Here is a 20,709-nt window from a genome sequence, read left to right as displayed (position 1 = left end):
GTTCTCGCGCCGCGACTGCTCCGGAGGCGTGCCTGACCGGTCGTTCTTGTGCCGCGACTGCTCCGGAAGCGTGCCTGACCGGTCAGGCATAAGTAAGAAAGAAAGTTAGTGGATATGCGTCAAGAAAAGATCCATCATGCGCTTGGCGGCCATAAAGGGCGTAATCTCGTTGTTCAGCACCTGCTGCTCGGTCGCCCCTAACTGGGACTGGACGGCCGGATTCGTATAGAACGTATCACGGAGCGTGTCGTGGATACTCTCATACATCCAATACTTCGCCTGCTTGCGCCGCTTGTATTCGAAGTAACCGTTCTTGCGCGTGAAGGCCATATACTCGTCTATCATATCCCAAATTTCCTTTATACCTATATTATAATAGCCCGAATAAGTAAGGACTTTCGGGAACCAACCCGACTCGGCAGGCGGGAAGAGGTGCAGGGCATTGCGGAACTGCGCAGCGGCAAGCTTCGCTTTCTCCACATTGTCGCCGTCTGCCTTGTTGATAACGATACCGTCTGCCATTTCCATGATACCCCGCTTAATGCCCTGGAGCTCATCGCCTGTGCCCGCCAATTGGATAAGGAGGAAGAAATCGACCATCGAATGAACAGCCGTCTCGCTCTGCCCCACACCGACGGTCTCCACAAACACCGTATCAAACCCGGCCGCCTCGCAGAGGATAATCGTCTCGCGCGTCTTCCGGGCCACCCCCCCCAGCGAACCGGCCGAGGGCGAAGGACGGATAAAGGCATCCTTCTCGTGCGAAAGCGTTTCCATGCGGGTCTTGTCGCCCAAGATACTGCCCTTCGAACGCTCGCTGCTCGGGTCGATGGCCAGCACGGCGAGCTTATGCCCCTGCTTGATGAGATGCACACCAAAGACATCAATCGAGGTACTTTTCCCCGCGCCCGGAACGCCCGTGATGCCAATGCGCATCGAACGCCCTGCGAAAGGAAGGCACTTCTCGATAATCTCTTGCGCGATGGCCTGATGCTCATGGCGCGCGCTTTCGACGAGCGTCACCGCTTGGCTCAGGATGGTAATGTTACCCTTCAGAATGCCTTCGACAAATTCCGCCACGCTATATTCTCGCCGGCGGATTCGCTTCGTCCTGTACGGATTGACGGTAGGGGCTTCGGTGATGCCTTTATTGACTTTCAATCCTTTGTATTCTTCACTATTCTCAGGATGTTCCATACATGTCTTGTTTTATTTATGAGCCGTGACCTTCAGGAGGCGAACCGGCCCATTGGGGTCATTACTAATGATATTCACTAACGCTTCCAAGCGGACTTTCACATCCTTGGGACGGATGGAGACTTTATACGTCGTGGTCTCGCCTGGCTTTATGGTCTTCTTTCCTCGGTTGATGGAGATGCGTTCATCATCGGACGTAAAGCTATAGATAACCAAATCATCCTTTCCCTGGTTGGTAATATCGACCGTACCCGTCAACTTATTTCCAATAAACGGGATGACGCTCCTCTTTGAAGGTACTTCGCCAAAGTCGAGCAAGGTACCGGAAATATGGATAACCGGACCCTTAGCCTTGTCTTTTGCGCTCCACTTGCTGAAATCGTCTATCACATTGGCGGCTACAAAGATTTCCTCCTCCACGCTCTCCTCGCCCACGGCCTTTACCACGAGCGGCACTTTCATCCGATAGCGACCTTTATGCTTCAGCGCATGTCCGTCCATCAAAAACGTAATCTCCCCCACTTCGCCCGGCTTCAAAGAGGCAGGACGCACGTCGGCGGTCAGGAAATGAGGCATCTTGCCTATCTCTACCGCTATTGAAGTCTTCCCATCATTCTTGATGCTTATCTTCTCACCCAATGTCTCGCTTTGCCTCAAATTATTGTATAATACCGTTTTGGTATGCAACTTCAGATTGCCTATGGCATACGGATAGGTAAAGACCGGAGCCGCCGGCTTGGGCGTCACGTTTCCTTTGATTGCCACATTATAGCGAGGCTTTCCAGCGTTACTATAAATAGTTATCGTTTTATAGAAAGGACCCGGGCGTCCTTTGGGATTATAAGTCACTTTCAGGTTTCCCGCTTTTCCAGGAGCAATCGGTTCTTTCGTCCATTCCGGTCTTGTGCAACCACACGAAGCCGTCACGCGCGAAATGACCAGCGGCGCATCGCCCGTATTCTCTATCTGAAAGACATGACTCGCCAATCCTTTCGCCTCTTCAATCGTGCCAAAATTAAACACTTGCTTATCCACGCCTATCTGCGCTTTGCCTTGTGCTCCCGCATACACGGCCAAGAGCCAGCAAAAGCAAACCATTCCTATTTGCCAACCGAACCTACGCATAACCCCGTTTCCTTTCTTCTATCCATCATTTACCCACTACTTTGCCTTTTATTGTCAGGATAAAACTTCCCTTCTTTCCGTTACTATATAAAGAGATGGTCTTAACAAACGCACCCGGGCGATTGGCCGGATTGTATGTAATCTTTACCTCGCCGCTTTTCCCAGGGGCAATCGGTTCTTTCGTCCATTCCGGTGTCGTACAACCACACGAAGCAATCACGCGGGTAATCACTAAAGGACCATTCCCTGTATTATCAATCAGGAAGGTATGAGATACTTTCCCATCCGCCTCTTGAATGGTTCCAAAGTCATACGATGTTTCTTTTGCCGAAATAACTGCCTGTTTTTGTTGCGCTGCCGCAAAGCCAATCGAGAGCATCAGTACGGCCAGCATAAAAATAATACGTTTCATCTTTTCTCTCTGTTTTTGATAAATAATGCACAAATATAGCGATAATGACGCAAAGCCATTGCGCTTCTTCTGCTTTTTTTCGTACCTTTTTCGAAATAGTCCTTTTTACCCTTTCTTTTTCTCTTCGACACTTCAAAGAACGCCCCGGATGAAAAAACATAAAACACCCGAGAAAATCTATATCTTTAGGTTGAAGATATGTATCTTTAGGCTAAAGATACATAAATATCGACGATATTTGTACAAATATCGTCGATATTCTAAAAAATAATAGGCGGATATGAAAGTTTTCCTCGCCTTGAGGGAAAGTTTTGGCAAGGTCCCTTTTCCTTCTTCTGTTAATCTTTCATAATTACAAATACTATGCGATACAAGGTATATAGAATTGTACATATATTTGCACCGTTTTAATTTTAAAAAACAATAAGCAGATGATTGAACTTCGGAATCTCAACAAAACGTATTATAACGGAGCACCGCTCCACGTACTAAAAGGTATCGATTTGGACATCGAAAAAGGAGAAATGGTTTCGATTATGGGTGCTTCCGGTTCGGGCAAATCTACATTATTAAATATCTTAGGTGTATTGGATACGTATGATACAGGCTCTTATCATTTGAACGGTCAATTGGTTAAAGACCTAAGCGAAAGTGCTGCCGCCGAACTCCGAAACCGTATGATTGGTTTTGTATTCCAGTCGTTCAATCTGATATCATTCAAAAATGCCGTAGAGAATGTCGCGCTACCCCTCTATTACCAAGGTATTAACCGAAAGAAACGAAACGCAATGGCTTTAGAGTATTTGGATATGGTTGGCTTGAAAGATTGGGCAGAGCACATGCCGAATGAAATGTCTGGAGGACAGAAGCAACGCGTCGCCATTGCTCGTGCTTTGATTGCACATCCGCAGATTATCCTAGCCGATGAACCGACCGGGGCATTGGATAGTAAAACTACAGTAGAAGTGATGGAGTTGCTCCGAAGAGTCAATCGCGAAGGAATGACCATGGTCATCGTCACCCACGAACAATCCGTAGCGGATGCGACCGACCGTATTATCCGCTTAAAAGACGGATTGATTGCCAGTATCGAGAAAAAATAAATTATATGCATACAAAAAGAATACAGTATGTTCGACTTTGATAATTTCCGGGAAATATGGAGTACTATCCGTCAGAATAAATTACGGACATTCTTGACGGGTTTTTCCGTCGCGTGGGGTATTTTTATGTTGATTGTACTATTGGCGGCGGGCAACGGATTACGTAACGGCGTGATGTACAACTTCCGAAATATGTCGATGAACAAAGTCCAAGTCTGGAATGGCTATACGAACAAACCTTGGAAAGGAATGCAATCCGGACGTGAAATCCGCTTTAAAGAGACGGACTTGCCTATCTTGCAGGAGCTGTTTCCAGAAATAGACCTTATGTCGGCCAACGTCTGGCACAACGACACGCTCTACGTCGGTACCGAATACCTGAGCGGACAAATGCAGGGCGTCTTTCCAGACCATGCGAAAATCAATTACGTCAATGTAGAGTCGCGAAACGGGCGTTTCCTCAACGAATTGGATATGCATGGCGAGCGGAAAGTCATTGTACTCAGTCCTCGCATGGCGGAAGTATTGTTTCCGAATGGCCATGCGTTAGGCCAATATGTGAAAGCAGGCGGATTGATGTGGCAAGTCATCGGCATTTACAACGACGACAACAAGGACAACAATGCTCCGGCATACATTCCCTTCACTACGGCTCGTTCCTTATATAATAAAGGATATGGGTTCAGTAGTTTTTCGTTCACATTGAAAGGGGTAGTAAGCGAAGAGGCAAACAAACAATTCGAGACCCATTTCCGAGCCGTCATGGCACGTCTCCACCGATTCGACCCGACCGATACGAATGCCATCGGCTTTTGGAACACGGCCGAGAGTTTCCGCATGATGAACAACGTCATGAACGGCATCACGCTCTTTATCTGGGTCGTGGGTATCGGGACGCTCGTCGCAGGTATCGTGGGTGTCAGCAACATCATGCTGATTACGGTTTGCGAGCGGACGAAAGAATTTGGCATCCGCAAGGCCATTGGCGCCAAACCCGCGTCTATTTTGCGGTTGGTCATTACCGAGTCTATCCTGGTCACGGCTGCCTTTGGCTATGTGGGCATGTTGTCAGGCATTGGGCTGACGGAATTAATCAATAGCGGCATGGAGGCAGCTGGCGTCGGGCAAAATGCAGGTCAAGGCGGCACAGTCTTCCTCAATCCGACCGTGAACCTCAGCATTGCCTTAGCGTCTACGGTGCTGATTGTGGCGGCAGGTGTCCTCGCGGGGTATTTCCCGGCCCGAAAAGCCGTTAGCATCAGTGCGATTGAAGCCATGAGAACAGAATAAGTCCTAAAATATAAGCACATGTTACTATTCGACAGAGACAGATGGATTGAGATATGGGTCACGATTACCCGCAATAAGGTGCGCAGCCTCCTGACCTGCTTCGGGGTCTTCTGGGGCATCTTGATGTTGATTATCCTCTTAGGTTCGGGGACGGGCCTGAAGAACGCGGTATTGGGCGAAACGGAAGGGTTCGCTACCAACTCCTTTTTCTTTTTCACCGACCGTACGAGCCTTCCTTACAAAGGTTTCAATAAAGGACGCAGCTGGGATTTGCGGAACCGAGACGTGGCGAGCATCCAACGCGAAGTGGAGGGTATCGACCAGATTACGCCCCTGATTTTCGGCGCAAGCGGAGATAAAAACGTGGTCTATGGCCGAAAGAGCGGCACCTATCATGTGAAGGGCGTCGCGCCGGCCTATTTCGAGATTGAAACGCAAGACCTCCTCTTCGGCCGCTTACTGAATCAGATAGACGAGCGCGAAAGGCGGAAGGTCTGCACGATTGGCGAGGATGTAAACAAGGCGCTCTTCCAGAACGGCAATCCGTGTGGGAAATATATCCGGGTGAACGGGCTTTACTACCAGGTGGTAGGCGTCACGCGGGCGAAGTCGTCGAACATCAGCATCAACGGTCGCGCCGATGAAAGCGTGTTCATCCCCTTCAGCACGTTGCAACAGAGTATGCACCGAGGCGACAAGATTGATATCCTCGCGGCCAGCGTGTATCCGGGATACGACGTGAACGCTATCATCGCGCAATCCAAGCAAATCGTTTTCCAGCAGAACCAGATTGCGCCCGACGACCCGCAGGCCCTTATGGTCCTCAACTTCGCGGAGATGTTCGGGACGTTCCTCAACCTCTTCCTCGGTATCGATATTCTTGTTTGGATTGTCGGGATGGGGACGTTGCTGGCGGGCATCATCGGCGTGAGCAATATCATGATGGTGACGGTCAAGGAGCGGACAAAAGAAATTGGCGTGCGGCGCGCGTTGGGGGCGAAGCCGTTCGATATCATTTCGCAAGTCATGAGCGAGAGCCTGATGCTTACGGCGATGGCGGGGCTCCTCGGACTGAGCTGCGGCGTCTTCCTGCTCGACCTCGCCAATCGCCTGCTCTTGGCGATTCCGAGTGACAACATCATCATGAAAGACCCCAGCGTGAACATACAAATCGCCGTGGCTGCCACCCTTGTCCTCCTCTTCAGCGGACTGTTGGCGGGGTTGATTCCGGCTTGGCGGGCGATGCAAATAAAGGCGATTGATGCGTTGCGGGATGAATAGGAATGGAATCGATCGGAATAGGTGGAATTATTTATCAATTCCGTACGGAAATGGTAAATATATCCCATTTCCTTACTATTTTAGCACGGGAACGGTAAATATATCCCGTCTCCTTACCATTACCGTATGAAGATGGTAAGGATATTCGATTTCTTTACCATCTCCGTATTGAAATGGTAAATATATAAGGATTCAGGATAGAATCCGGCATAAAAGGAATAATAATTAAATAGAATAAGGATATGAAAAACAGAGTTATCAAAAAAATCATGCGGACGACGCTGTTGACTATCATTGCAGCGGCAGTCGTCGGGACATTTTATTTCCTCTGGAAGAAGGCGCAACCCGTAGTGACGGTTTACGAAGTGGTGAAACCGCAGAAGGGTACCATCGAAACGAAAGCCGTGGCGACGGGCAACGTCGAACCGCGTTATGAGGTAGAAATTAAGCCGCAAATCTCCGGCATTATCGCCGAGATAAAAAAAGAGGCGGGGCAGATGGTGAAGGCAGGCGAAATTATCGCTACCATCAAAGTCATCCCGGAAATGGTGCAGCTCAACAGCGCCGAATCACGGGTGAATGTGGCCGAAATCTCGCTCCGACAAGTAGAAGAGGTGTATAAACGCGACAAGGAGCTGTATGAACAGGGCGTCATCGCGCGGGAAGAGTTCGAGACGAGCCAAGCCAATTACGATAAGGCCGTAGAGGAGCGCAACACGGCGCAAAGCGAGTTGGAAATCGTGCGAGACGGTATTGCGAAGAACTCGAACGTGACAAGTACCACACAGATTCGCAGCACCATCGATGGCATGATTCTGGATGTGCCCGTGAAGGTGGGTAACTCCGTCATCCAAGCGAACAACTTCAACGATGGCACGACCATCGCGACCGTGGCCGACATGAATGATATGATATTCAAAGGCAACGTAGATGAAACCGAAATCGGGCGCATCCACGAGGGGATGCCCATCATCCTCACCATCGGCGCGATGGAAAGCCGCAAACTCGACGCACACTTGGAATACGTCGCGCCGAAGGGTGTGGAAGAAAACGGTGCCATCCAATTCGAAATCAAAGCCGCGCTCCAAGTGCCGGAAGATGCCTTTATCCGGGCAGGCTATAGCGCAAATGCCGAGATTATCTTGGAACGCGCCGACAGCGTGCTGACAATTCCCGAAAGTACTGTCGAGTTTCAAGGCGATTCGACCTTCGTTTATCTCTTGAAACAGGAGAAGCCGGAACAAATATTCGAGAAACACCCGATTGAAATCGGACTCTCGGATGGCATTAACATCGAGGTAAAAGGAGGACTTACTACCGACGACTCCCTGCGCGGAGCGGCCATAACCAATCAATAAACCACCTCAAAGTATATGAAAACAACGATTATAACGACGTGCCTTCTTTGGGCGAGCCTCGCAGGATTCGCCGCGACAGAGCCAACCAAGCAATGGACCTTGGAAGAGTGTATCCGCTATGCTTTAACGCATAACATCGACCTGAAACAACGCGAAGTGGAACATCAAGCGCGCAAAGTAGAACTGCATACCAGTAAATTCAGCTGGTTGCCAGACTTGAATGCCTCGATAGGACAAAACTTCGACTTCGGTCGCTCGCCATCCCGTACGGGCGTGATTGCAGACCAGAACTCATCGAACACCTCGGCATCGGTCTCGCTCACGATGCCCATCTTCGACGGGCTCCGCACGCCAAGCGACATTGCCGCCAAGCGATTGAACCTCCAAGCTGCCATCGAGAACCTCAACCGCGCGAAAGAGGACCTCTCTATCCAGATTGCCGGTTATTATTTGCAAGCACTCTACAATAAAGAACTATTACGCATCGCCGAACTCCAATTGGCCTATAGCGAAGAACAGGTGACGAAGACCCAAGCGATGGTAAAGGCCGGAAAAGTACCGCTCTCCCAACTCTACGATATCCAAGCGCAAGCGGCCAATGATGAAGTATCCCGCACGGAAGCCGAAAACAACGTCCGCCTCGCCTTGCTCGATCTGGCCCAGAGCTTGGAGATGGAGCATGCCGGTGAAACGTTCGACGTCCAAACGCCCGATACGCTCGATGCCGTGCAGAAATACCTCGGCAGCATCCTTCCGCCCGACGACATCTATGCGCATGCCGTCGCCTTCAAGCCGCAAATCAAGGAACAAGAATACCTATTGGAAAGCCAGAAGAAGCAACTGAAGGTAGCACGCTCCTATTATTTCCCGCAACTCTCGTTCGGGGCCAGTTACTCGAATGGTTACTACCATTATTATACGGGTGATATTGAATCCCCTTCGTTTGCCGACCAATTGAACCAAAATGGGCGTAAGACGATAGGCTTCTCACTCACGATTCCGTTGTTCAACCGGTTCCAGACGCGTAATAACGTCCGGACAGCCAAACTGAACATCCATAACCAGGAACTCTTGATGGAGAACACCAAGAAGGCGCTCTACAAGGAAATACAACAGGCTTACTACAATGCGACGGCTGCCCAGAGTAAATACCGCGCCACGGGACGTTCGGTCGAAGCAACCCGCACCGCCTTCCAATACGCCCGCGAACGGTACGAGGCAGGAAAATCCTCGGTATTCGAATACAATGAGGCAAAAACCAACTACGCCAAAAGCCTCTCCGAAGAGGCACAAGCCAAGTATGAGTTCATCCTCCGTACCAAGATATTGGATTTCTACAACGGGACGCCGCTTAGCTTATAAGGATAAAAGCTGTTTCACTCCGAAAAAGAGAATCGGGAAAAGCAGCGCGGGTAGCATGTTCACGGTCTTGCAGTCCTGTATGCGCAGGATGGCAAGGCCGGAACTGACAATCAATACGCCCCCGACAATGGTGATTTCGTTCATCAACGCTTCCGATATGACATTCCCAGCCAACGACGTAATCAGATAAATCGTCCCCTGCGAACAAAATAATACCGGCGCTGCAAGTGCCATGCCTATGCCATAGGTACTGGCCAAGATAGCCGACGAGACCAAATCGAGCATCGCATTCGTAAAAAGATAAGTGTTATCTCCATAGAGTGCGCTCAGGATGGGTCCCACCATCGAAAGAGAGCCTACACAAAAGAGCAGGATGCCCGTCGAAAGACCTTCCGCCAAGTTCGTCCGCGAGAACCGTTTCACCAACCGCTTGAAACGTCCGTCCAGGTCGCATATTGTCCCCACCAACGAACCTAATGCCAGGCTGGCAATAAACAGGACCGGATAGGAGCTATCCGGCAAGTGCGTCACCACCGCATTCGCCCCCAACACAAGGGTAGCCAATCCTAATGCGTTATACAGAGCAGACTGATAGCGGGGCTTGATGGCACGTTTGGCCACGCTTCCGATGCAACTGCCCGCCACGATGCAAAGCGTATTTACTATAGTACCTATCATGCCGCAAAATTAACGATAAATCCCGATTCTGCTGTCCGCAGGATATAAAAATATCCCATGCATAAGGGGCTATCATGCCCCATGCATGGGTAGCAAACGCGAATTTCCCTGCTTAATAAGAGATCTTGCAGCCAACGAAATAACTGCGCGGCAAGCCCGGCCCGTAGATATACTTCGAGTCGCGGTCCTTGCCTTGGTCAAAATCATCTTGGTAGGCATTAAACAGATTCTGCACGCCGGCATTTACCTGCAACGTTACCGTACGGAAGATCGGAATATCATACGCCACCTTCAGGTTCATATCGAAGAAGTCGGGCGTTGTTTCTTCGCGGTCTTGCGGAATATATCCAGCCATGTGTTGCACCAACATACTGCCCGTATAGGTACCCGTCAGCGAAATGCTTAAAGGTTTCAGCGGCGTAAAAGTAGAGGTGAAATAACCGTAAAAGTCTGGTGTACGGAACATTTTCTTTTGGGGCGCGATGCTGGGGTCTTCGCTCCACGTCATCTCCTCCTTATAACGGCTCCGCTGGATTGTAACGCCTGCCTGAAGTTGCATCCACGCATACGCCATTTTACCTTCTAAATTGACACCCATTACTCGTGCTCCCGAACCGTTACGACGCTCCATAATCTGATTGCCCTGCTCGTCCGTCCCGCTCTCTTGCAAATAAAAGACATCGCGCAAATCGGTATAGAACCCCTCGGCCAAGAGGTTAAGCTGGACAGGACCTAATCGGCGATAAAAATCAATCGAAGCACTCAGGCTCTGCGATTTTTCCTCACTCAAATCCTCAGCCAAACGAATAATCGACACCTCGCCTCCGACAGCCGCTACGTGCAAGTCCTCGTCGAATGCCTGCGGAGCCCGGAAACCACTGGAATAAGAGAGGCGCAGATTGATGTCTTCCGTCGGATTGAAACGCACGTTAGCACGCGGACTGAATATGACATGGTCTATCAAGTTATGCTTATCAAAACGTCCGCCAATCAGGAAGCTCCACTGCGCATTCTTCCATTCATTCTGTAAGAAAAGGCTCTCGATATGTACCTTCTGGTCCACAATACGATGATAACCCAGCATCTCATCCTTCAGCCCATCATAGTTATATTCCATACCTCCAGTGAAAGTGGCCGGCAGGAAAAGACATTTATCCCACTCATAGGAATATTGCGCGCCCCCTACAAAGGTCATATCCGTCGTATGTCCATAAGCATCCGGATTCTGGTTCGTCCCATAATAACTCTGTCGCTTGGTATGCTGGGCAGAGGCATAGACATTCAGCCGGTGTTTCATATTCTTAGAGAATAGGTCATATTTTACTCCTCCGCCATTGATAATATGGTCGGTCTGTTCAGCCACCAACGCTTCGTGCGGCGGACGATTGATTTGGTCTCCTCCCCTACGATATTCGCTGATATTATGGAACTCGAACGTCAGCTTCGAATAATTACTGGTCTTCAGATACGAGCGGAATCCTACCGTACGCGCATCTATCTGTCCCAATTCCGAGAAGCCATCCCCGTCATGATCATACGAGGAACGATGACGCGATTGCCCGAAGAGGTAAATCCCCGCCTTATGGTCGTCCGTAACCAATGAGGCGTTCAGCGTCGTGTTGTTATCCGAACTACTCCCTCCAATCATCGTCAGCGAGTGCGCCAATTGAGCCGAGTTACGTAGTGGTTCCTTGGTAATAATATTAATGGTACCGGCAATGGCCGATGCGCCGAACAGCGCAGAGCCTCCACCCCGCATTACCTCCACGCGCTCTATCATATTGGCCGGAATTTGCTCCAAGCCATATACGCCCGTCAACGCACTAAATATCGGACGGCTATCTACTAAAATCTGCGTATAAGGACCTTCCAATCCGTTGATTCGCACCTGCTGGAATCCGCAGTTCTGGCAATTATTCTCTACCCGCACGCCGGGTTGGAAATTCAAACCATCCGCCAGCGAGGTAGCATTGGATGTCTCGAATACCTTCGCGTCCAACACATTTACCAGCGAGGGAGCCATGCGGCGGGTCGTTTCATTCCGATTAGCTGATACCACCACGCCATCCAGCGAGACGGCATCCTCTTCGGCTTCGAAATTCACCTCAAGCGTCTTGCCTTTCTTCAATTCAATTTGTTTCTCAATGGTTTGATAACCGATGGATTTCATGACAATCGTAAAGGTCCCTTCCGGTAAGTTCGTCATCGCATAATGACCGGTAGCATCTGTTACCGTGCCAATCGTCGTCCCACGCAGGAATATATTTATGTAGGGCAAATGCTCACCCGATTGCTTATCCACCACATGCCCGAACACGTTCGCATCCGATGGATTCAACTTCAACTCTTCAGCCTTTGCTTCCCATAGGATACAGCTCAGGCTCACCAATAACAATAATATCTTGTTCATATTTGTTTTCTTTTGGGATAAATAATATTAAATACTTCCTTGGAAGCACGCCTGTACTTTCGGAGAAATACGCCTATAAATAAAATGATTGATGCCTATGTTTTCAGGGAAACATAGCACTCTTTTTTCAGCTTTTCACGCAAAAGAACAACAAGGAGGGGCGCGCAAATAAAAATGGACAACATCCGCCTGCTTCGCATCTGCTTGCTTTTCAACATCCAGCAAACATAATAACAGAGGCCAATAAGGGGGAATCCGAAGGGATTGGATGGCGTCGTCTTCCTGCGAAACGACCGATAACTGATGGTATAATTGCAACTCGTGCAACGAATGATGATGAAGCCCGCCTGCATCGCGTTGTTTATAGGGATGAGCATGGACAATCGTTACGCCATTCACCACATGAACGTGCGTAAACGAGATAATCCCACCGTAATAAAACAGGAAAAGGGCGGGCAATATCCAACGTATATATGTATTAATCAGCTTACCCAATCGATATTTGCTTCTTCGCGGGGACAAAGATAACAAAATTTATAACTACCGGAGTAAGGGTTTTTCCGTTTTTTGTGTCTTAGGGGCAGGAACAAAAATAAGAATGTATATATGAAGACACAAAAAGAACAGAAAAAGAAGGTAATGGCCTGGCATTGGAACCAACCGGAAGGTGGCATGAGCGTAGAAGAATGCGAACGGATTGCGGAAGAAATATGGACCGAGACGCGCCTGTATCCGCAAAACACCCGTTTTGCCGTCCTCTTCCGTTGATGCAAATATTTCCGTACCTTTGCATCCGAAAATGAATCGGACAGAAAAGAAGGAATATGAAAATCGGGAATATCGACTTGGGCACGCGCCCCGTCTTCCTCGCACCGATGGAAGATGTCACTGACATGGCTTTCCGCTTGATGTGTAAACGCTTCGGAGCGGACATGGTGTATACGGAATTTGTATCGGCCGACGCGCTCATCCGGAGCGTGGACCGTACGCAGCAGAAGCTGGTCGTGGCAGACGAGGAACGCCCCGTGGCCATCCAAATCTATGGGCGAGACGTGCCGTCGATGGTCGAGGCGGCGCGTATCTGCGAAGCGGCCGGACCGGACGTGCTGGATATCAACTTCGGCTGCCCGGTGAAGCGCGTAGCGGGTAAAGGCGCCGGGGCGGGCATGTTGCGCAACATTCCCTTGTTGCTCGACATTACTCGTGAAGTAGTGCGCGCCGTGCGCATTCCGGTGACGGTCAAGACGCGCCTCGGTTGGGATGCAGACCATCGTATCATCGTCGACTTGGCCGAGCAGTTGCAGGATTGCGGCATCGCAGCCCTCACCATCCATGGTCGCACGCGCGCCCAAATGTATGCCGGCGAAGCGGACTGGACGCTCATTGGCGCCGTAAAAGACAACCCGCGGATGCGCATCCCGATTATCGGCAATGGCGACGTCACCTCGGCCGAGGGGTGCGCCCAGCGGTTCGAGCAATATGGCGTGGATGGCATCATGATTGGCCGTGCCAGCTTCGGCCGACCGTGGATATTCCGCGAAGTGAAGCATTATCTCCAGACCGGCGAACCACTCCCGCCCGAACCCTTCCATTGGTATCTGGAGGTATTGAAACAACAGGTGCGCGACAGCGTAGCGCGGTTGGACGAACGGCGCGGCATCTTGCACATCCGCCGGCACCTGGCCGCCACGCCCCTCTTTAAAGGTATTCCCGATTTCCGCCAAACGCGCGTGGCCATGCTACGGGCCGATACGGTCGACGAGCTTTTTACCATCATGGACGCCATTCCCGCGCAATTCCATTTAGCCTAAAAGAAGGAAAATAGCTACGCAAAATGACCTCTGCCCTTTTGCGTAGGGCTACGAAACGGCCGCGACGACGTCGGGAAACTTTCGTACTGCTACGAAACGGTGGAGGGTGCGTTTTGCGTAGGGGGAAAACCGCTGCAAAAAGCCTTTTTTGGATAATGTTCGTTTCCGTTCTTTTGGCTTGACCCAAAAGAACCAAAAAGTCAAGGCTTACACTCCAGCGGCTACAAATTCGCGGCGCGGTGCGGAAATCTCGGAAACTCGCTTCGCTCAAACAGCCGAGATTTCTTTTCGCTCCGCTTGGAATTTGCTTTACGCCGCTTCCGTTAGGCCAATCCAATTAATAATTGACAATGGATAATGGACAATTGACAATTGTCCATTGAGGTTTAGACACACAAAAGGCGAACAAAGGTCAGCCATAAGGCGTTATGAATTGTCAATTGTCCATTGTCAATTGTCCATTAAACCGGCCTCTGTCTGGTGGGCGTAAAGCGAGCGAGCGGAACGAAGCGGCCGAGAGCGTCGCTGTTTGAGCGCGGAGCGCGAGTTTGCGGCGCGAACAGCGGAGTGCAGCGAACGAGTAGCCCAGCAGACGCAGCCTTGATTTTTTGGTTCTTTTTCATCAAGGAAAAAGAACAATGAGAAACAATCAGACAGAGATTTTTTCGCTTTACTATTTCAGGAAAGGCATAAAGATGCTATCTTTGCGAACGATTTAGAAAACATAAACTTACTAAAAGCAAGGACTGTAATGAAAAGAATACTGATTCCTTTATGCCTCGTGCTGGGGACACATTGGGCGAACGCGCAACGTTCGTACCAGTTCGACAGCCCGGAGCGTTTGTTTGTAGAAGGCAAAGAGCTGTTCGCCCTGAAGAATTACACTGGGTGTATGGACAAGCTGGAAGCCTACAAGCACCATGCGACCGACGCGGATTGGATACAAGAAGCCGATTATATGCTGGCGTATGCCGCTTTCAACCAAGGTCTGCCTACGGCCGGCGAACAATTGGAAGCCTACTTGCACACCTACCCGGATTCGCGCCACACGGACGTGGTGAACTACCTGATGGGCTCTTTCCTCTTTGGGAAAGGCGAGTATGAAGAAGCGCTCGACTGGCTGCGCAAGGCCGATGTCGACCTCTTAAGCGCAGACGAGCAAGAGGCATACACGTTCCGCCTTGCCTATGCCTTGTTGCAAACAGGCGAACGGGACAAAGCATACGCTTACTTTGCGCGCATCCAAGAAATAGGAGACAAGTACCGTGACGCTTCGGCTTACTACGTCGCCTATATTGATTATGCCAATGGCAAATACAACCGGGCATTGGTTGAGTTCGACGCGCTGAAAGACAAACCGGAATACCGCGAACAATCGGCCTATTACACTACCCAAATCCTATTCATTCAAAATAAATACAAACAGGCTATCGAAACGGGCGAAGCGCTCCTTGCCGCCTATCCGAACAGTACGAACAATACCGAGTTGTACCGGCTCGTAGGAAATGCCTATTATCATACCGGAAACCAGACGAAAGCGTTGAAAATGCTCAGTCGATATGTGGACGAAGCAGCGCATCCGCTCCGAGGGGACTTATACCTATTGGGTGTTTGTCAATTCAACCAACAGCAATACGACCGAGCCATCAGCAACTTCTCGCAAGTCGTGAGCGAAGACGATGCACTGACCCAAAACGCTTATATGTATCTTGGGCAATGTTATCTGAAGGAAGGAGACAAGAACGACGCCCGCATGGCATTCGAATCAGCCGCTACCTCCTCCTACGATTTACAAATCAAGGAAGCTGCGATGTACAACTACGCTTTGTTGATACATGAAACCGCCTTTACAGGCTTTGGTGAATCGGTAACAATCTTCGAAGACTTCCTGAACGACTTTCCAAACTCCAAATATGCCGACAAAGTAAACGACTATTTGGTGGAAACCTATCTGACGACGAAGAACTACCACGCTGCGCTTGCATCTATCGAAAAAATACAGCATCCAAGCCTCAAGATATTAGATGCAAAGCAAAACATCCTGTTCCAATTAGGAACGGAAGCCTTTACAAACCAGCAGTTCGACGAGGCCACCCAATACTTCACCCGTGCCATTCAAATGGGTACCTATAATGAAGAGGCACGAAACGACGCTTACTTCTGGCGTGGTGAATGCCAATATCGCAAGGGTGATTATGCGAATGCGATTTCCGATTACCGCACCTATCAGAATAACACGAAGCAGCGTGGGACGGATATGTATGCCCTCTCCTATTATAATTTAGGCTATTGTTACTTCAAGCAGCAAGAATATGATATGGCACTGAACCGTTTCCGCCAATATACGGAAACAGAAAAGAACCATGCGGCGGCTTCTTATGCGGATGCATTCAACCGTATTGGTGATTGCCTCTTCCAAAACCGCCAGTTCGCGGCCGCCGAAGAGAACTACAACCGGGCATCGGAAATTCTTCCTTCGGCAGGCGATTATTCCGTCTACCAAAAGGGATTCGTTTTAGGATTGCAAAAAGATTATGGCGGAAAAATCCGCGTGATGGATCAGCTTATCCACGAATATCCGGAGTCGCCCTACGTGGATGACGCGCTGTTCGAGAAAGGACGTAGTTATGTCCTCTTGGAAGACCATGATGCTGCAGAAAAGACCTTCCGCCAATTGATTAGCCAATATCCCGAAAGCAGCCTTTCACGTAAAGCAGGTATCCAGTTGGGGTTGATTTACTACAATACGAACAGGCAAGAAAAGGCGGCCGAGGCATACAAAGATGTTATCAGCCGTTATCCGGGAAGTGAAGAGGCACGTGTAGCATTGCAGGATTTGAAGTCGGTTTACATCGACATGAACGACGTGGATGCGTATGTGGCTTACGTTAACTCTTTAGGCGGAGTTATCCACATTAATATAAATGAGCAAGACTCGCTGACCTACATCGCAGCTGAGAAACTCTTCATGCGAGGCGACAACGAAAAAGCACGAAGCAGTATGCAGAATTATTTGCAAAACTACCCGAATGGCGCATTCAGTACCAATGCCAACTTCTACTTGGCAAGCATCGCGTTCAACCTGAAGGAGTACGACGAAGCCCTGCCAATGTTCCAAAAGGTAATCGATAGCGGCGACCGCAAGTTCCTCGAAGAATCGACAGCACGCAAGGCGGAAATTCAATACTTGACGGAAGACTTCGCGGCGGCGTTAGAGACTTTCCAACGCCTCAGCCAGATAGCAGAAAGTCCAGACAACCAAGAAGCAGCCGCACTCGGTACGATGCGTTGCGCTTTAAAGGTCGGTAACCAGAAAGAGGCACTCGCGGGAGCTAATTCACTCTTGAAGAACCCGAAGATTTCACCTGAAATCGCCAACGAAGCGCGCTACGTCCGAGCTAAAGCCTATATGGAAGCTGGGCAGGAATCAAAAGCACTGGAAGACCTGAAGTTGCTCAGCAAAGATACCCGTACCGCCGAAGGAGCCGAAGCTAAATATCTTTTGGCACAGCTCTACTACGACGCGAACGACGACGCGAATGCGGAAGCCGTATTGGAGGATTTCGCCCAAAACGGTACACCACACCAATATTGGCTGGCACGCGGTTTTATCCTCTGGGCGGATATCTACATCCGTAAAGGCGATCCTGGTCAAGCGCGGGTTTATTTAAATAGCTTGCAGAAGAACTATACGGGTGACGATAATATCAATGAAATGATTGAAAGCCGTTTGGCTAAACTAAAGTAAGGAGGAGACAAAGATGAAAACAAATTATCAAAAAGTACTTTGTGTAGCGGTCTTGCTTGGTTCTGCCGTTACGGTTTCGGCACAAGAAAAGAAAAAAGATTTGAACCGCGAGATGACGCTCGAACGGGAATACGACCCGACCGTGCAGGATGCCAATAAAGTGAACACGCTTCCGGAAATCAAGGAACCGGAAGTCACGAAACGGACCATCGATTATTCACCTTTCACGTTACCGACCGACCCGGAAAAACAAATCACGGTGTTGCCGTCGGGCAATATCATGACGCAATTGGACGCCAACAAACGGCGCGGCTATCTGCACCTCGGTGCCGGCATGCATCTGAATATCGACGGAGACTTTGGCTACCACATCCTCAGCACGGAGAAGGACAAACTGAATCTCTTCTTCTCGCACCGTTCAACGAATGGGAAAGCCAATTATGTCGATGACTATTATTACTATCAAATAGACAAGGATACGAAAGCAAAATTAAATGACAATTGGGGCGGATTAAACTATGCCCATGTTTTCGAAAAAGCCATCCTGAACCTGGGTGCACAATATCGATACACCGGCTTCAATTATTGGGGTGTTCCATCCGGTTACAGCCCGAACGACCCTGATGAGTACATCTCACAATCTGATCGCGAAACAAACCAAGTGAATCAAACCATCCAAGTCAAAGCGGGTATAGAGGCTCACGAGGACGCGGATGTTTTCTATCTGGTGGATTTAGATTACATCAACTTCTCGCATAAATATGGACTCAACGAACAGCTGGATGGTCCAACCGAGCATACAATCGATGCAAAGTTCGACCTCAACGCCCGCTTCAACGGCGAACAGCGTTTGGGCGTAAGCGGCCAAGTGGAATATTTCAACTACAACCTGCCGGTCTATCCCGCGGGCACCGGCGCGTGCCTGTTCCAAAACCATGCGGAGATTATCGTATCGCCCTATTATAAGGTAAAGGGAGACAACTGGAACGTCAAATTGGGGGCAAACATCATGTTCGTCACCGGAGAGGACGATTCCTTTACAGCATCCCCGAATGTGGAGGCGGATGTGGAAGTGGCCGACCGTACCGTTCTCTATCTCACTGCCAAAGGGCGCCTCTACTCGAACAGCGCTTACGAGACTTCGCTCGTAAACCGCTACGCAAATCCAACCGAAGAGATTGCCCCGACGCGCGAATGGCTCAACGGCCAGCTCGGCATCAAGAGCGGCGTGGCAAAGAGCTTCTGGTTTGATGTCTTTGCAGGGTATCGCATCGCTTCTGACGATTGCCTCTTCCTCCCCGCGCGTTCTTTTAATGGTTTTGCCGGCTTCTTGGATGCGGAAAGATTCGTGAACACCAAGCGGTTCTTCGCCGGTGCCAACCTGAAGTATAGCTACCAAGATTTCTTGGAAATCAGCGTGAAAGGCGTGTACAACCATTGGACGGCCGAATTCAACGACGAAACAGATTGGACGCCTTCCAAACCAGATATCGAACACGCTTGGGGCAAACCAAAGGTGGAACTGGATGCGGACCTAACCGTCAAGCCGATCAACAAGCTGGCCATTTCGCTGAACTACCATTTGGCTACCGACCGCTATACGGAATTGAACGGTGCGCAAGTTGTGAAGCTCGACAACATCAACGAGTTGAACCTCACCGGCTCTTATACGTTCAACGACACGTTTGGCCTCTTCGTGAAAGCGACCAACCTATTGAACCAGAATTACGAACTCTATTATGGTTATCCGGCGCAGGGAATCAGCGTCATGGGAGGCGTGAATATCAACTTCTAAGGCTTCCATTACACAAAGAAATAGGCACTGGGAACGTGGAAAAAATTTTTCTGCGTTCACCACGGTGTCAGCAAGCTGGAAAAATTTTTTTCACGTTCACCACGGTGCCAGCAAGCCGGAAAAAATTTTTCCTCGTTCGCCACGGTGCCAGCAAGCTGGAAAAAATTTTTCCTCGTCCTCCACGACGCTGGAAAGATAAGACAAATTCATTCATAAGATAACAAACGAGAACAATATGAGAAAGATGAGTTATTGGGCGTTGGCGGTGTTGATGTGCGCCACGACGTCATGCGTAACGAAGAAGAAATATCTCTTGGCTGAAAACGGGCGGCTCGACGCTCTGAAGCGTGAAGAGGCGTTGAAACAGCAGCTTGTAGACTGCCGCGACGCGAACGACGCGCTTTCGGCACGGCTTGCTCAGTTGGAACGCGACACAGCCGACATGCGGCGGAACATCCGCAACTACCAGGAGATGCTGAGCCTGAACATGGGCGAACAGGACAAACTGAACGAGCTATTGACCAAGAAAATGCAGGAACTGGACGAGCGCGAGCGGACGATCAACCAACTGCAAGACATGATAAATGCACAGAACGAGCGGGTGCAAAGCATCCTGCAGAGCGTAAAAAACGCGCTGATGGGATTCAGCAGCGACGAGCTGAGCGTGCGCGAAGAGAATGGGAAGATTTACGTGGCGATGTCGGACAAATTGCTGTTCAAATCGGGTAGCGCAACGGTCGACGCACGTGGCAAAGAGGCTTTGGCAAAACTGGCTGAAGTGTTGAACGCCCAGCGAGACGTAGATGTGAACATCGAGGGACATACCGACACGAACCCCATCCACACGGCCCGGTTCGCGGATAATTGGGACCTGAGCGTCATCCGCGCCACCTCTGTCGTCCGTATCCTGACGAAGGAATACGACGTGAATCCGCTCCAAATCGTACCTTCCGGACGCGGCGAGTTCCTCCCGGTAGCCGACAATGAAACGGCCGAAGGACGCAGCAAGAACCGGCGCACCGAAATCATCATCGCCCCGAAGCTGGACGAACTGCTGAAGATATTGAATTAAGCCAATAAAAACACAGAGACACCAAGACACGGAGCAAAGAATAACTCCGTGATTTGGTGTCTCTGTG

The 20,709-nt window shown here is 49.9% G+C and carries 16 protein-coding genes; 10 read left to right on the top strand and 6 right to left on the bottom strand.

Going from position 1 to position 20,709, the window contains the following annotated elements:
* Positions 1-105: 105 nt before the first annotated feature.
* The 3 genes from meaB to B5F77_RS02115 are packed head-to-tail and all read right to left on the bottom strand — an operon-like array spanning position 106 to position 2,734.
* Positions 106-1,197 (bottom strand): methylmalonyl Co-A mutase-associated GTPase MeaB, encoded by a 1,092-nt coding sequence (gene meaB, locus B5F77_RS02125; protein WP_087326957.1) that lies wholly within the window; start codon positions 1,195-1,197, stop codon positions 106-108.
* Positions 1,198-1,209: 12 nt separating this feature from the next.
* Complete coding sequence (locus tag B5F77_RS02120; RefSeq protein ID WP_087326954.1) at positions 1,210-2,322, bottom strand: DUF1573 domain-containing protein; 1,113 nt, start codon at positions 2,320-2,322, stop codon at positions 1,210-1,212.
* A 25-nt stretch (positions 2,323-2,347) separates the two neighbouring features.
* Positions 2,348-2,734, bottom strand: coding sequence for a DUF1573 domain-containing protein (locus B5F77_RS02115; protein ID WP_087326952.1), 387 nt, complete (start codon positions 2,732-2,734; stop codon positions 2,348-2,350).
* 431 nt (positions 2,735-3,165) lie between these two features.
* Between B5F77_RS02115 and B5F77_RS02110 the strand changes: the two genes are divergently transcribed.
* From B5F77_RS02110 to B5F77_RS02090, 5 genes are all read left to right on the top strand, one after another.
* Positions 3,166-3,837 (top strand): ABC transporter ATP-binding protein, encoded by a 672-nt coding sequence (locus tag B5F77_RS02110; RefSeq protein WP_087326949.1) that lies wholly within the window; start codon positions 3,166-3,168, stop codon positions 3,835-3,837.
* Positions 3,838-3,864: 27 nt separating this feature from the next.
* Positions 3,865-5,127, top strand: a complete 1,263-nt coding sequence (locus B5F77_RS02105; RefSeq protein ID WP_087326946.1) for an ABC transporter permease — start codon at positions 3,865-3,867, stop codon at positions 5,125-5,127.
* An 18-nt stretch (positions 5,128-5,145) separates the two neighbouring features.
* Positions 5,146-6,408, top strand: coding sequence for an ABC transporter permease (locus B5F77_RS02100; RefSeq protein ID WP_087326943.1), 1,263 nt, complete (start codon positions 5,146-5,148; stop codon positions 6,406-6,408).
* Positions 6,409-6,650: 242 nt separating this feature from the next.
* Positions 6,651-7,766: an efflux RND transporter periplasmic adaptor subunit gene (locus B5F77_RS02095; protein ID WP_087326940.1), complete on the top strand. Its 1,116-nt coding sequence runs from the start codon at positions 6,651-6,653 to the stop codon at positions 7,764-7,766.
* Positions 7,767-7,781: 15 nt separating this feature from the next.
* Positions 7,782-9,128, top strand: coding sequence for a TolC family protein (locus B5F77_RS02090; RefSeq protein WP_087326937.1), 1,347 nt, complete (start codon positions 7,782-7,784; stop codon positions 9,126-9,128).
* Here the strand turns inward: B5F77_RS02090 and B5F77_RS02085 are convergent.
* From B5F77_RS02085 to B5F77_RS02075, 3 genes are all read right to left on the bottom strand, one after another.
* The gene (locus tag B5F77_RS02085; protein ID WP_087326933.1) at positions 9,123-9,806 is read right to left on the bottom strand and encodes a DUF554 domain-containing protein; all 684 of its coding nucleotides are present in this window, start codon (positions 9,804-9,806) and stop codon (positions 9,123-9,125) included. The genes B5F77_RS02090 and B5F77_RS02085 overlap by 6 nt on opposite strands.
* 112 nt (positions 9,807-9,918) lie before the next feature.
* Positions 9,919-12,216 carry a TonB-dependent receptor gene (locus B5F77_RS02080; RefSeq protein ID WP_087326930.1) on the bottom strand — a complete coding sequence of 766 codons (2,298 nt, stop codon included), beginning with the start codon at positions 12,214-12,216 and terminating at the stop codon, positions 9,919-9,921.
* Between the two features lie 135 nt (positions 12,217-12,351).
* Positions 12,352-12,711 (bottom strand): hypothetical protein, encoded by a 360-nt coding sequence (locus tag B5F77_RS02075; protein WP_087326927.1) that lies wholly within the window; start codon positions 12,709-12,711, stop codon positions 12,352-12,354.
* A 111-nt stretch (positions 12,712-12,822) separates the two neighbouring features.
* Between B5F77_RS02075 and B5F77_RS15835 the strand changes: the two genes are divergently transcribed.
* The 5 genes from B5F77_RS15835 to B5F77_RS02050 all read left to right on the top strand — a co-directional run bounded on the left by B5F77_RS15835 (position 12,823) and on the right by B5F77_RS02050 (position 20,642).
* Positions 12,823-12,984 (top strand): hypothetical protein, encoded by a 162-nt coding sequence (locus B5F77_RS15835; protein WP_204244940.1) that lies wholly within the window; start codon positions 12,823-12,825, stop codon positions 12,982-12,984.
* A 56-nt stretch (positions 12,985-13,040) separates the two neighbouring features.
* Positions 13,041-14,027, top strand: coding sequence for a tRNA dihydrouridine synthase DusB (dusB, locus tag B5F77_RS02070; protein WP_087326924.1), 987 nt, complete (start codon positions 13,041-13,043; stop codon positions 14,025-14,027).
* Positions 14,028-14,778: 751 nt separating this feature from the next.
* A complete protein-coding gene (locus B5F77_RS02060; protein WP_087326918.1) occupies positions 14,779-17,775 on the top strand; it encodes a tetratricopeptide repeat protein in 2,997 nt (998 codons plus the stop codon).
* 13 nt (positions 17,776-17,788) lie between these two features.
* On the top strand, positions 17,789-19,570 hold the full coding sequence (locus tag B5F77_RS02055; protein ID WP_087326915.1) for a TonB-dependent receptor: 1,782 nt from the start codon (positions 17,789-17,791) through the stop codon (positions 19,568-19,570).
* Positions 19,571-19,805: 235 nt separating this feature from the next.
* Positions 19,806-20,642: an OmpA family protein gene (locus B5F77_RS02050; RefSeq protein ID WP_087326912.1), complete on the top strand. Its 837-nt coding sequence runs from the start codon at positions 19,806-19,808 to the stop codon at positions 20,640-20,642.
* The last annotated feature ends 67 nt before the right edge of the window (positions 20,643-20,709 follow it).

Source organism: Parabacteroides sp. An277, from assembly GCF_002159645.1.
Classification (GTDB): Bacteria; Bacteroidota; Bacteroidia; order Bacteroidales; family Tannerellaceae; genus Parabacteroides.
This window is presented reverse-complemented; position numbering and strand designations above follow the sequence as displayed.